The sequence below is a fragment of the Ruminococcus sp. AF37-20 genome (assembly GCF_003460465.1).
Classification (GTDB): Bacteria; Bacillota; Clostridia; order Oscillospirales; family Ruminococcaceae; genus Hominimerdicola; species Hominimerdicola aceti.
This window is the reverse complement of record NZ_QTVE01000008.1, coordinates 58,733-72,890: the sequence shown is the minus strand read 5'-3', so window position 1 is coordinate 72,890 and position 14,158 is coordinate 58,733. Positions and strand designations below refer to the sequence as shown.

At 44.4% G+C, this 14,158-nt stretch carries 12 protein-coding genes; 1 reads left to right on the top strand and 11 read right to left on the bottom strand.

Going from position 1 to position 14,158, the window contains the following annotated elements:
• Positions 1-155: 155 nt before the first annotated feature.
• From DW015_RS06975 to DW015_RS06930, 11 genes are all read right to left on the bottom strand, one after another.
• A complete protein-coding gene (locus tag DW015_RS06975) occupies positions 156-2,114 on the bottom strand; it encodes a bifunctional 4-hydroxy-3-methylbut-2-enyl diphosphate reductase/30S ribosomal protein S1 (protein WP_117865706.1) in 1,959 nt (652 codons plus the stop codon).
• Positions 2,115-3,446: a (d)CMP kinase gene (gene cmk / locus DW015_RS13900; protein WP_117905126.1), complete on the bottom strand. Its 1,332-nt coding sequence runs from the start codon at positions 3,444-3,446 to the stop codon at positions 2,115-2,117. It lies immediately after the preceding gene.
• A 12-nt stretch (positions 3,447-3,458) separates the two neighbouring features.
• A complete protein-coding gene (locus DW015_RS06965; RefSeq protein ID WP_117905125.1) occupies positions 3,459-4,694 on the bottom strand; it encodes an NAD(P)/FAD-dependent oxidoreductase in 1,236 nt (411 codons plus the stop codon).
• The gene (locus DW015_RS06960; RefSeq protein WP_022287306.1) at positions 4,691-5,563 is read right to left on the bottom strand and encodes a MurR/RpiR family transcriptional regulator; all 873 of its coding nucleotides are present in this window, start codon (positions 5,561-5,563) and stop codon (positions 4,691-4,693) included. Before DW015_RS06960 ends, DW015_RS06965 begins: the two co-directional genes overlap by 4 nt.
• A gap of 26 nt (positions 5,564-5,589) precedes the next feature.
• Positions 5,590-5,805 (bottom strand): DUF3006 domain-containing protein, encoded by a 216-nt coding sequence (locus DW015_RS06955; protein WP_117905124.1) that lies wholly within the window; start codon positions 5,803-5,805, stop codon positions 5,590-5,592.
• Position 5,806: 1 nt separating this feature from the next.
• On the bottom strand, positions 5,807-6,748 hold the full coding sequence (locus DW015_RS06950) for a ComEC/Rec2 family competence protein (RefSeq protein ID WP_117905123.1): 942 nt from the start codon (positions 6,746-6,748) through the stop codon (positions 5,807-5,809).
• Between the two features lie 20 nt (positions 6,749-6,768).
• Positions 6,769-9,360: a DNA translocase FtsK gene (locus tag DW015_RS06945; protein ID WP_117905122.1), complete on the bottom strand. Its 2,592-nt coding sequence runs from the start codon at positions 9,358-9,360 to the stop codon at positions 6,769-6,771.
• 135 nt (positions 9,361-9,495) lie between these two features.
• Positions 9,496-10,362, bottom strand: coding sequence for an undecaprenyl-diphosphate phosphatase (locus tag DW015_RS06940; protein WP_117897482.1), 867 nt, complete (start codon positions 10,360-10,362; stop codon positions 9,496-9,498).
• 27 nt (positions 10,363-10,389) lie between these two features.
• Positions 10,390-10,524, bottom strand: coding sequence for a hypothetical protein (locus DW015_RS13855; RefSeq protein WP_256321493.1), 135 nt, complete (start codon positions 10,522-10,524; stop codon positions 10,390-10,392).
• Positions 10,496-11,164 (bottom strand): ATP-dependent Clp protease proteolytic subunit, encoded by a 669-nt coding sequence (locus DW015_RS06935; protein ID WP_081856029.1) that lies wholly within the window; start codon positions 11,162-11,164, stop codon positions 10,496-10,498. Before DW015_RS06935 ends, DW015_RS13855 begins: the two co-directional genes overlap by 29 nt.
• Before the next feature lie 268 nt (positions 11,165-11,432).
• A complete protein-coding gene (locus tag DW015_RS06930) occupies positions 11,433-12,551 on the bottom strand; it encodes a hypothetical protein (protein ID WP_117905121.1) in 1,119 nt (372 codons plus the stop codon).
• 272 nt (positions 12,552-12,823) lie between these two features.
• Here DW015_RS06930 and DW015_RS06925 point away from each other — a divergent pair, with 272 nt between their 5' ends.
• Positions 12,824-14,116, top strand: a complete 1,293-nt coding sequence (locus DW015_RS06925; protein WP_038671558.1) for an adenylosuccinate synthase — start codon at positions 12,824-12,826, stop codon at positions 14,114-14,116.
• Positions 14,117-14,158 lie beyond the last annotated feature (42 nt).

Genomic DNA, 14,158 nt, shown 5'->3' with positions numbered 1-14,158 from the left:
GATCTGATATTATTATACCACATACGAATCAAAAAGTTAAGTCTTTTCGGTAAATCTTTAGTTTTTTCTAAGGATTTTTTGACAGAACAAAGCTGCCGTTATTTCATTGAAAATAAAAAACGAGGGCGATCACTCGCCCCCATGAATTTTATTGCTTATTCAGCGTCCTCAGAAGCCTCGTCATCAGCAGGAAGCAAAGCTCTCATAGACAGGCTGATCCTCTTCTTGTCGAGATCGATCTCTGTGATCTGGCAATCAACTACCTGACCTACAGAAAGGATATCTGCAACATTGTTTACTCTCTGGTTAGCGATCTGAGAGATATGGATAAGACCGTCAATACCGTCAATGATCTGTGCAAAAGCACCAAAGCTTGTGATAGAAACAACAGTAGCCTTAACTACCTGACCTACCTCATAGTTAGCCTTGAAGATCTCCCATGGATTCTCTGAAGCCTTCTTATATGTCAATGAAACCTTCTTTGTTTCGCTGTCGATATCCTTGATAGTAACAGTGATCTTATCGCCAACAGAAACAACGTCTGAAGGGTGCTTGATCCTGTTCCAAGAAAGATCCATTCTTCTGATAAGGCCGTCAACACCACCGAGATCTACGAATACGCCGTAATCTGTGATAGACTTAACTGTACCCTCTACCTCAGAACCGATCTGAGCTGTCTCGAAGAACTTAGCCTGAGCTGCTGCTCTTTCCTCTCTTGCTACTGCACGGATAGAACCAACTGCTCTCTGCTTAGCCTCGTTTACCTCAAGGATCTTGAAGCTTACTGACTGCTTGAGCAGATCGTTAAGATCGAAATCTCTTCTTGGAGCTGCCTGTGAAGCAGGGATAAATACCTTAACACCGTTAGCTGATACGAGCACACCGCCCTTAACAACGTTTGTAACTGTACCTGTAAGTGTAGCGTCAGCTTCCTTAGCCTCAACTATCTTCTGGAAACCAAGAACTGCGTCAACCTTCTTCTTAGAAAGTGTAACGATACCCTCCTGGTCATTTGTCTTAAGAACGATCAGATCGATCTTGTCGCCTACCTTTACGATATCCTCCGGCTTCTTAGTAGGATCATCTGTAAGCTCAGATGCAGGAATATAGCCTGTGTGCTTTGTTCCGATATCTACGGCTACTTCACCGTTATTGATATCGGTGACAATGCCCTCAACCTTCATTCCCGTATGTATTTTTTTCAGAGTCTTTTCCAGTTCCTCCTCAAAATTAAATTCTTCGTCAACATTGTTCAACATTTCACTCATGGTCTGTTGTACCTCCTTGATTATATAAGCCGGCGTCGATGCACCAGCAGAAATCCCGATAAATTTTGCACCTGATAAGTCAATATCACATGCCCTCAGTCCTTCGGCGTCCTCCACAAGCCAGCATTTGCAATATTCATCGCATATGGCTTTCAGCTTGTGAGTATTGGAGCTGTGCAGCCCTCCGACTATTATCATTATGTCGGCAGCCTTCGCAAGCTCCGCCGCCTCCTTCTGTCTTTCAGAAGTGGCACTGCATATGGTGTTATACACCACAGCCTCAGGCAGATACCTCTCAAAAAGCTCTTCGCACTTTCTCCACATATTCTTATTATACGTTGTCTGAGCCAGAATTGCAACCTTTTTTGACGAAAAATCTTTCTCTTTCACCAAATTTTCAAAATCGTCACATGAACTGAACACATAACTCTCTCCGCTGCAATGACCTCTTATACCCATTATTTCCGGGTGAGCCTCATCACCTGCGATAAGAATAACGTATCCCTCGCCCGATTTTTCGGCTGCTATCTTGTGTATCCTTGCCACAAAGGGACAGGTAGCGTCAATGACTTCCGCACCTACCTTTGCAAGCTTTTCATACACGTCCAGTCCAACGCCGTGGGATCTGATAACAACTGTCTGGTCTTTCGTGACCTTATCCACATCGGTGGAGTAAACTCCTTTTGCTTCAAGGTCAGAAACTACGTTTGGATTGTGAATGATTGGGCCTAACGTTACAACATTATTTCGGTTATCTAATTCATTATACACTATTTTTACGGCTCTGTCTACACCAAAACAGAAACCTGCGGTCTTTGCAACGCAAATTTTACACTTTGTTAACATTTAATGTACCAACTCCGTGATATTTTTCATGATCTCGTTCTTGATAGTCTTAAGCGAATGAGGGTCTGTGGCTGTAACGCATATCTCGCAAGGCACTATAGGTTTGCCAAATCTTACAACTACACGCTTTCTGAATTTGAGCTTGCCCTCGAAATTGATACCAACAGGGACAACAGGCACCTGAGCCACAGCCGCCACCAATGCAACGCCTGTTTTGCCCTTTCCTACCTTGCCGTCCTTTGAACGTGTTCCCTCAGGGAAGATAACAAGGTTTCTGCCCTTTTCAAGCTTTTCGATAGATGTATCTATGACCTGAGTGTCGCCCTTTCCTCTTGTGACAGGGAATGCTCCGAACGCTTTTATAAGCAGAGTGAAGAACACATTCTGATGAAAAAGCTCCTCCTTAGCCATATAAGAAAGCGGCACTCTTGTTGGCAGTGCGATAAAAACAGGGTCCTGATAGCTTCTGTGATTTGAAGCGAATATATTCCCGCCGTCCTTTGGGATATTTTCCGTACCCTCGAAAGTGATGTTAAAATACAGATGATAAAGTCCCATAACGATATATCTCAGCACTGTGTACCAAAACATATGGAAATGACCAAGCCTGTGTTCTTTTTTCACAGGTCTGACAGGCATTATCTCTTTTATCTTACGCTCTTTTTTTTTAGTCTTGTCGGTTATTACCTTGTAGATAGCCTCAACAGACTCTTCAAGAGTCAACTCAGTAGAATCCACCTCAACGGCGTCATCAGCCTTTTTCAGCGGTGCTATCTCTCTGTGAGTATCGTTATAGTCACGCTGGATTATATCCTGCAATACCTCGTCATATGTAGACTTGTCGCCCTTTTCCTGAAGCTCCTTGAAACGTCTCTCCGCTCTGGCTTCCGGTGCGGCTGTGAGGAATATCTTCACGTCAGCGTTTGGCAAAACCACAGTACCGATATCTCTGCCGTCCATGATGATGTTGTTTTCTTTTGCGATATTCTTCTGAAGTTCAAGCAGAAATTCTCTTACCTCAGGTATAGCAGACACCTTTGACGCACCCATGGATATCTCAGGCGTTCTTATTTTGTCTGAAACGTCCTCGTCATTGAGCATTACTCTCTGCCCTGCTTCTGTGTAGCAAAGCTTAATGGATATCTCACCAAGAAGAGGTTTTATCTGCTCAGGGTCAGAAAGGTCTGCACCCTTGCTTATAACATAATAAGCTATAGAGCGGTACATCGCACCTGTGTCTACATATACATATTCAAGCTTTTTCGCTACCGCCTTTGCGATAGTGGACTTTCCTGCTCCGGAAGGTCCGTCGAGAGCCACGTTTATTCCCATATCAAAATCTCCTTATCCTATTTTATCCGCACAGCTATACGCCGTGGAAAACGCTATCTGCAAATTAAAGCCGCCCGTATAAGCGTCAACGTCAAGCACCTCACCGATAAAGTAAAGTCCTTTACACAGCTTTGACTCCATTGACCGTGGGTCTATCTGCGAAACATCAACTCCTCCACGGGTTATGATAGCTTCCTCTACAGGGCGCATACACTTCACTGTGAACGTTAGCTTTTTCACTGTGGAAACAAGCCTTTCACGCTCCTCACGGGTTATCTGATTGACCTTTTTCTCAGGATCGATGCCACACCTTTTTATTATAAGTGGTATTATCTTTGAAGGCAGCAGCTTACCCAGTGAATTCTGAAAATCTCTGTTTGGAAAATCTCCGAAATCACGAAGTATCCTGCTGTCAAGCTGTTCATGGCTCAGTGCAGGTTTAAGGTCGATATCCATATAATACCTTGACTTGTTCATATCACCAAGGTGAGCCGAAGCCGAAAGTACAAGCGGTCCGCTCAGACCAAAGTGTGTGAAAAGCATTTCTCCAAGCTCGTGGAAAATTGGTTTATCTTTGTCCTCTTCACGAAGCGTCAAGGTGCAGTTTCTAAGGGAAAGCCCCATTGCAGAAGCAAATTCCTCACGCTCATAAGTGACTACAGGGCAAAGTGACGGAGTTATTGCCGTGACCTTATGCCCCACAGACTTCGCAAGCCTATAGCCGTCGCCTGTTGAGCCTGTCCGTGGATAGGACTTTCCGCCTGTTGCAACGATAACGCTGTCTGCGTAATAATCCCCATGCTCGCACTTAAAGCCCTCTGCTCTGCCGTCCTTGATGATAAGCTCTTTTACCTCATCGTCGATAAACTGCACTCCGCAGTCCTCGCAGGCTTTCACAAGTGCTTTTACGATATCCTTTGCGTTGTCGCTTACAGGGAAAACCCTGTTGCCACGCTCTGTTTTAAGCTCCACCCCAAGGCACTCAAAGAAGCTCATAACGTCCTCCGGAGCAAATCTGCTCAGTGCTGAATACATGAACTTGCTGTTGCGTGGGATATTTTTCATAACAGTGTCAGCGGTACAGTTGTTTGTGACGTTGCACCTGCCCTTGCCTGTTATCATGAGTTTTCTGCCCTGACAGCCGCTATGCTCGATAACAGCAACGCTCTTTCCACGCCAGCCAAGCTGAACAGCGCAAAACATTCCTGCCGCACCTGCGCCTGCTATAACTGCGTCAAATCTTCTCACTGTGTATCTTCCTCGCTTTTTGCGTAAACGTCATACTCAGCCCATACCTTTTCAAGACGTTCAAAGGTCTGGGACACTCTGTCGATATTTCTTATTGATACCGCAACGATAAGTGCATTTATAAGGCTCAGCGGCGCAACGAGGGAGTCAACGAACGAAGCCATATCGCTTCTTGCAAGAAGCAGGCTGTCTGCATACTTTGCGATAGGCGAAGCCTTTGAGTCTGTTATAGCTATAACGTTCGCGCCGTTGCTCTTTGCATATTTAAGCGCCTTGACGGTCTGCTTTGAATATCTTGGGAAAGAAATTCCTATCATGGCGTCCTTTTCGTCTATTCTCATTATCTTTTCAAAAAGCTCGGAAGTAGTCGTACTCTGAACGAGCTTTACATGGGGGAAAATAAGTCCCAGATAATAAGCAAGGAACGAAGCGATAGAAGCTGCACTTCTCGTACCCATTATGTAAAGGGTATTGCAGGACACGATAGTGTCAACGGCATTGTTAAAGTCCTCCTTTGAGGTTTCCTCCAAAGTACGCCTTATCTTGTCGATGTCGAGGTTGAGTACCCTTTCAAGCACGTTGTCACTGCTCATAAGGTCGGAAGTGACCTCTATTCTCTGAACAGTTGTAAGCTTGTTTCTCATAAGCTCCTGCAAGCCTTTTTGAAGGGCAGGATAGCCGTCATAGCCAAGCTCTGAGGCAAATCTTACCACCGTTGATTCGCTGACGCCAACGGTTTTTCCAAGCTTCTGAGCCGTCATAAAAGCCGCTTTGTCATAGTGGGAGAGAATGTAGTTTGCAATAAGCTTGTGACCCTTTGACAAGCCTGACAGCTTTTCATTGATAAGCGTAAATAAATCTTTTTCCATTTCTATCTATACCTTTCAGCATATAATCAAGCCCACAGGTCTTCCTGTAGGGCGAGTATCCTTTTTCTTCTTGCTTCTGTTTTGTCCTTATCCGGGATATAAACGCTGTCCTTTAAGATAAGCACGTCACCCTCGTGAACGTCTTTTGTTTCGGAAAGCGGTATATCCTTTTTTTCTCCCTGCTCAGTTTCACACACAGCATAGCCGTTTTCTATCCTGTCAACTATAAGAATCTCTTCCATATCACTTTTCTCCCTTTTCATCAGAAACGCTCAGCCCCTCGCCATCTGAGCTGAAAACTATCGTTCCCACATCTGCAGTGACATACAAATGGGAAGCATATTTTTTCAGCCTTGTGACAGTTTCCTCGTGTGGGTGACCATACTTGTTGCCCTTGCCGCAGGATATAACAGCATATCTCGGCATGACCTTGTTAAGAAAATCGACCCCCGAAGAAGTGGAACTGCCGTGATGACCTGCTTTAAGCACCTTTGCAGAAACATCATAACCCTGAGAAAGTATATCCTTCTCCTCAGTGGTCTCGCAATCCCCCGTTATCAAAAAGCTGTTTTCACCGTCTGTTATCTTCACAAGGGTGGAATAGTTATTAAGATTATCATAGTCCTTTTTTGGTGTGAAAAGCTCCACCTTACAGCTTCCAAGCTCAAATTCCATAGGCTTTGCCTGTGTTATCTTCAAGCCCTTTGCCTTTATGCTTTTGAGCATTTTCTCATATATCGTTGTGGTGGGCGTCATATCAGCCTTGACTTTCGGCATAATGAATTTATCCACCTGAAACTGGTCTATTATCTCGCTCATTTCACCAATATGGTCAGCGTGAGGGTGGGTGGCAATGAGATATTTTAACTCTGTCACTCCCTGCTTTTCGAGATATTTTTCTATTTTATTGCTGTCATCTTTATCGCCGCTGTCAATGAGCATAGCCTCCCCTTGTGATATCACAAGGGTGCTGTCGCCCTGACCAACGTCGATAAAATGCACCTCTGTCTGAGCGTGTTCCGCCGGCTTGTCCTCAACGCCTGCCTTGATTAGCAAGCTGTCGAAAGAAACTAACCCTGTCAGGTCAAGCACTGTAAAAAGCAGCACCACAAAAACCGCTATGAGCGTTACCGCCTTTTTAAGCGGTGCTGTCGAATTTTTCTTTTTCGCAGATCTGCCTGCCATGTTCTTCCTTTCCGCCTGAGCTATCTTCTTGCCTGCATTTCAGCCCATTCTTCTTTTGTTATGTTTATCTTTCGTGCCTTAGAGCCTTCCTGTGGTCCTATTATGCCCATTTCCTCTATCTCGTCCATGATACGGGCGGCTCTAGGGAAACCGAGTTTTAGCTTTCTCTGCAAAAACGCAGTGGAAGCGTTATTTGTCTGCACGATTATGGATATTGCCTGATTTACAAGGTCGTCATCAGGATTTACGGAAACATTATCGCTGCCTGTCGAACCGCTGTCCTTTGGCTGCGGAGTATTCTCCTCCACCTCTGCGATAACTTCGTCGCTGTATTCTGCGGTATGCTCGTTCTTGAGGAAGTTTACAACCTCTCTTATCTCAGAAGTCGCTGCATAGCCGCTCTGCATTCTTATAGGCTTTTTAACGCCAACAGGCTTATAAAGCAGGTCACCGTTTCCAAGAAGCTTCTCTGCACCGCTTTCATCAAGTATAACTCGTGAGTCAACGTTGCTGGATACACTGAGAGAAACTCTCGATGGGATATTTGACTTGATAAGTCCTGTCAACACGTCCGCCCTAGGGGACTGTGTTGCGATTATCATATGTATTCCTGCCGCACGGGCGAGCTGTGCAAGTCTTAAAACTGAGTCCTCTACCTCGCTTCTCGCAGCCATCATAAGATCGGCGAACTCATCGACCACAATAACTATCTGCGGCAGCAGGTCGATCTTTGCACGGACTTCGTCCTGCTCCTCGGCAGGCTTATTGCGTTCTTCAAGAACCATGTCGTTAAACTCCTGCAAGTTCTTTACATTGTTCGCCTCGAACATAAGATAACGCTTGTTCATTTCATTTACCGCCCAGCCAAGCGCACCAGCCGCCTTTAAAGGCTCGGTAACAACAGGGATAAGCAAATGCGGTATCTTATTATAAATAGGAAACTCGACTTTCTTAGGGTCGATAAGAATAAGCTTTACTTCGTCAGGCGACGCATGGTAAAGTATAGAAAGTATGATAGAGTTTGTAAAAACAGACTTACCTGAACCTGTTGTACCTGCAACGAGCATATGCGGCATTTTGGCGATATCGCCGATAATGATATTACCCTCGATATCCTTGCCCACTGCAAATGTAAGCTTGCCCTTTGCCTTTCTGTATTCCTCGCTGTCGATAAGCTCACGGAGAGAAACCGTATCTCTATGATCGTTCGGCACTTCTATGCCTATGCACGCCTTGCCCGGCACAGGAGCTTCGATACGAACGCTCATTGCCGCGAGGTTAAGTGCGATATCGTCTGCAAGACCCGTTATCTTCGACACTCTTACGCCTGCTGCAGGCTGAAGCTCATATCTTGTAACGGACGGACCTCTGTGTATGCCCACGATCCTTGTTTTAGCGCCATATGTTTCAAGCGTTTCCACAAGCTTCGCAGATTTCTCTTGTATCTCCTGCTGGACTATCTCGGAAGCCACAGGATTTTTAGCATATTTGAGTATATCCACAGGCGGATAAACGTAAGCAGATATTTTATTATCTTTCTCAAAGAACGTTGTCTGACCGTTCTTATCAACATTCACTACTGGTGGCTTAACAGGCTCGTCCTTGGACTTCTTTTCTTCTCTGCTGTCGCCTATGGCGTTTTCTATTATCTTTTTAAGCTCCTCATTATCGGTAGTCTTAGCCGTTTCTTCAAGCTTTTCATGTGTTATCACAGGAGCTTTTACAGGGTGGACCGGCATATCTATCTTTGAAGCGTCCACCTTGTCGGTAGCTTCTTCCGACTCTGCAACAGGCACAAAGGCTTCCGCCGCAGTATCAGGGCCATCATCAGGATAAAACTTTGCAATATCAACCCTACCATTACGCCTTGGCTCCTTCTTCTCTCTTGGAGGCTTCGGAGGCTGAGCCGCACGCTCGATACGCTCCTCGTTCACCGCTTCATAGCTCTTTACAAAAGGCTTTGAAACTGCCTTTAGAAGCTGCGGAAGCGTAACATTTGTAAGCAGCATTATAAAAGTGAACGCCACAAGCACGATAACGATACCTGCGCCAACTCTCTTGAAAAGCGAAAGCAAAGGCCAGCCAAGCAATGCGCTTGCAAGTCCGCCGCCACGGAGCTGTTTTCCATCATTGAAAAGCCCCACAAGTTTGAGCCAGAACGAACTTCCGTCCACAGAGCCCACTTGGATTATCTGAGCCATGCCGCTTATAAGAAGCATAAGAACGCTTCCCTCCACCACCTTCGCTATGACCTTGTTGTGTGTCACATCTGAAGCTATCATAAGGGCAACATAGATTATCATAGGTGCAAACAGAAATACTGTCACGCCGAAAAGTCCTCGGTTCAGCTCATGGAGCCATTTCCACAAGCCGTCTCCCTCCACGAACGTGATAAGCAGTTCAAGTATGCCGAAAAAGAAAAGTATGTAAGACCAGAAGCGTCTGTTCTCTCTTTCTCTCACTGCTGTCATGGAATTTGACTGTGGCGGCTTGCTCTGAGGCTTTTGCTGTTTTGTATTCTTTTTTGCAGCTTGCGCAGGCTTTTGTGCGGGCTTTTTCTTTGCCGATGTCTGCTTTGGCGCAGGCTTTGAGCCTTTCTTTTGAGCTGCCATTTATTTTACCATTCCTTTCGGTATTTGTCTTATTTAAGCAAATAAAGGCAAAATGTTATTTGCCTTTATAACCCACAAAAAAGCCTGAAAACAGAATTTCAAGCTTTTTCACAGAAACTGTATTATCTTATGTCATTACTTTGCAAAGGATATAGGGTGACCCATGCACATCTCGATAAATGAGATAACAAGGACTATGACGCCAAGCACAAGGGTATAATAAGCAAACACCTTGAATTTATCCGTTTTAACGAGCCAGTTTACAAGCTTGATAGCACAAAGTCCCACAAATGCGGCAACTACAAATCCAACGGCACAGCTGACCCAATCTATATCAGTGTGTGTTGAAACTGCGTCCTTGACTTCAAGCAGACAGCTCATAAGTATAACAGGTATGCCCAGAATGAAAGAATACTTTACCGATGTTTCTCTGGTCATGCCTGAGAAAAGTCCCGCTGAGATAGTCGAGCCTGATCTTGAAACGCCGGGCAACAGTGCAACTCCCTGAAAAAGTCCGACCGTTATTGCGTCCTTATAGGCTATATTGCCCTGAGTTTTTTTACCCTTTACACAGCGGTCTGACATAAAAAGTATTGCAGATGTATAAAGGAAACAAAGGCCCTCTGCGAAAATGCTTGAATCCTCTGCAATGCCCTCAAACCAGCCCTTAAATGGCAGGAACGGTACAAGGCAGAAGCAGGAAACAATTATCATAACTATCATACGCCTTGGAGGATTCATATTCTTAAGAGTGAACTTGCCTGTAAAAATATCCTTTATCATAACGCCAAGCTCTTTTATCATATCCCATATTGTCTTCCTGAAAGCCACAAATACTGCTACAAGCGTGCCAAGGTGAAGTATCGCCGAGAAAAATAAAGCTCCCTCTCCGCTGTTTCCTGTAAAATGCTGATACAGTGAAAGATGTCCAGAACTTGAAACTGGAAGAAACTCCGTCAAGCCCTGAATTATAGCCTGAAAAATCGCATTGATGATACCCATTGCCGTCCTCCGAAATTTTGTTATTTGTCAGAGATAAAAGCCGTCACGGCTGAGATAATGTGCAGGATCTGTGTCCACAGCAGTATCATCACCCTCAAACTCTTCTCCGATATCTACGTCAGTCCTGAATACGTCATAAAGGTCGATTATTGTCTGAAACATTTTCAGCTTTCTCCTTTTCAGAACTGTTTTCTATCATATCATAAAGGCAGTCTATCGCCTCAGAAAGCCCTCCGAGCCTGTCGATAAGCCCCTCTTTTACAGCCTGCTCACCGTCGATAACAGAACCAACGTCCATTACAAGCTCGCCCGTTGACATCATAAGCTCACGGAAACGCTCAGGCTTTATGGCTGAATTATCGCATACAAATCGTACTATCCTTTCCTGCATTTTATCAAAGTAGGAAAGCGTCTGGGGTACTCCCAGCACAAGCCCGTTCATTCTGACAGGGTGTATGGTCATTGTGGCGCTTGGCACTATAAATGACTTTTTGGCACACACCGCCAGCGGCACGCCTATGGAGTGACCTCCGCCCACAACCATTGACACAGTAGGCGTTTTCATACTAGCAATAAGCTCTGCAATAGCAAGTCCTGCTTCCACATCTCCGCCCACAGTGTTGAGGATTATCACAAGCCCCTCTATGCTCCTATCCTGCTCAATAGCAACAAGGGCAGGTATGATATGCTCATACTTGGTGGTTTTGTTTTGTGCAGGCAAAATATAATGCCCCTCCACCTGACCGATAATGTTCAGGCAGTGTATAACGTGCTTTGCGTCCGGCAATGTGACAGAACCCATTTCCTTTATCTGCCTTATATCCTCAGCAAGCTTTTCGCTCTCTACATTTTCTTCTTGTTCAGACACTCAGATACCTCCCGTTCTTCATTTGTGACATTCGTCACAAGAGAAGTATTTGCAGTGTTCATTGAAAATATGCAGGAAAACCGCCACGCCTTTAATATAATAGCACAAGTTCTACCTAATGTCAACAACTTGCAAGGGCTGAAAAAACCGATTTTGCAGGAAATTTACGCTATCCTGCAAATTATTTATAAAAAGTTTAAATCTATTTTTGATACTCCTCAGCAAGCACCTGATCACACCAAAGTATAAGATCTGCGAAATCTTCCTTGTCAAGATAGGAGAAATACTTGTTCACAGCCTCACCCTCAGCAGCTTCTATGGTGTCCGTCAGGCAATAGCCGTCAGAAGAAATAGTTATCTCTGTTTTGGTGTTCTCTTTAAGTCCCAGAGTTATCTGTATAAAATCAAGTCCCGGATCTTTAGACGGAGCCGTCCTATATGAAGCGTTTCCGAAGCTGTCTATCATTTTCACAAGCTCGTTGTAATCATCATGATCGGCAAGATAGCATTCTCCGTATTCTCCGCCTACTTTCACACAAACCTTTGCATATGCGCCCTCGTAGATATCATAATTATAAAAATCATCAAAGCAAGCATAGTATATGCCGCCATTCTTTGTGAGCTTGTAAAAGCCTTTGTACGCCTTATTTGTATCTATGCTGTCGGCTGATATCTCCTCAACAGAATCCCACTTATCCGAGCCGTCTGATGACACAACATTTTTACCGTCAGGAATCATAAGTGAATAAGCAGCGTCCGTGCCGCTGTCATCAGCCTGCGACTCATATGTATAAAGGCTGTCAGCGGAGAATTTCTTATGCTTATAGTCACTTAAATTTCCGTCGCTGTCATATTTCATATACTGCATAGGAGCGTTGCGCTCTTTATCATAGGAAAGCTGTAGAATACCATTGCTAACCACAGTTATTTCAGTGTACTCATCAGCTTCAAGCACAACGTTTCCGGACTTGTCAAGAAGTCCCACTGCTCTGCCGTCACGATAAGTGAAGAAAAGATCTGCAAGAAGCTTTTCACATTTATATTCCTCAAAAGGCTGCTCCTCAACCTCGGCAACATACTGAGTGCTGTCAAAGCTTGTATAAAGCTTTCGTGAAAGCTCGTCAAGGCTTTTTATTTTATTCAGAAACTCCGGAAATTTGTATTCCTTGACCTTCACATTGCTTGGTTGAGCTGAGTCGCTTGTCTTTATCTGCGACACCGCAGACGACTGTGTTGTTTCTTTGTCTTTTTCACAGCCGAACATAGAAATTGTCAGCGTCAATGCAAGCGCAAGAGCCGCACATTGTTTTCTTTTTGTCATCGTTATCCCCTCGTATTTTATTTTGTTATCTCACAGCACGAGCCGTTACACTATATTATAATACACAAATCTGATTTTTGCAAGATATATTAAAACTTTTTATTCTTTATCACAGCAGTATGGTAATACGCTAAATGTTATAAAAATGTTAAATGTTTAAAAGTGCCTTTACATATAGAATGTTTTGTGCTATAATATCCTAGTGGCAGTGTTGATTTTGATAAATATCTGCTGCTAATTTTGCTGTTTTATGGCAAGGAGGATAAAATTAAATGGTTAGAGCGATTGTCGGCGCAAACTGGGGCGACGAGGGTAAGGGCAAGCTTACCGATATGCTTGCTGAAAAGTCTGATATAGTAGTAAGATTTCAGGGCGGTGCTAACGCAGGACATACTATTGTAAATCACTACGGAAAGTTCGCTTTGCACACTTTGCCTTCCGGCGTATTCTATGATCACACAACAAATATTATCGGCAACGGTGTTGCACTTAATATCCCTGTATTTTTCAATGAGCTTAAAAAGGTAACTTCCGAAGGCGTTCCAATGCCTAAGATACTTATTTCCGACAGAGCGCAGATGGTAATGCCATATCACGTTTTGTTCGATCAGTACGAAGAAGAAAGACTCGGAAAGGCAAGCTTCGGCTCAACAAAATCGGGTATCGCACCTTTCTATTCTGATAAATATGCAAAGATAGGTTTCCAGGTTCAGGAGCTGTTCGACGAGGAAGCTCTCAAGACAAAGATCAAGAGAGTTCTTGAAACGAAGAACATTCTTCTTGAACACCTTTATCATAAGCCTCCTATAGACGCCGATGAGCTTTTCAATACTCTTATGGAATACAAGGAAATGGTAGCACCATACGTTTGCGACGTATCTGCATTCCTTTGGAACGCTATCAAAGAGGGCAAGAACGTTCTTCTTGAGGGTCAGCTTGGCTCACTGAAGGATCCTGACCACGGTATCTATCCAATGGTAACATCTTCATCTACACTGGCAGCATACGGTGCTATCGGTGCAGGCATACCTCCTTATGAGATAAAGACTATCGTAACTGTTGTTAAGGCTTATTCTTCCGCAGTAGGCGCAGGCGCATTCGTTTCTGAGATATTCGGCGATGAGGCTGACGAGCTGAGAAGGAGAGGCGGCGACGGAGGAGAGTTTGGTGCAACAACAGGCAGACCTAGAAGAATGGGTTGGTTCGACTGCGTTGCAACTAAGTACGGCTGCCGTATCCAGGGCACAACAGACGTTGCTTTCACAGTAGTTGACGTTCTTGGCTATCTTGACAAGATACCTGTATGCGTAGGCTATGAGATAGACGGCGAGGTAACAACAGACTTCCCTACAACAAGAAAGCTCGAAAAGGCAAAGCCTGTTATCGAAGTTCTCGACGGCTGGAAATCAGACATCAGAGGCATCAAGAAGTATGAAGATCTTCCTGAAAACTGCAAGAAGTATATCGACTTCGTTGAAAAGCATATCGGCTTCCCAATCACAATGGTTTCAAACGGACCAAAGAGAGAGGACATCATCTACAGAGAAAGCCCACTTTCAAAGTAATTTCAAATATCACAAAAGGCTGCGGCAAAAAGTCGCAGCCTT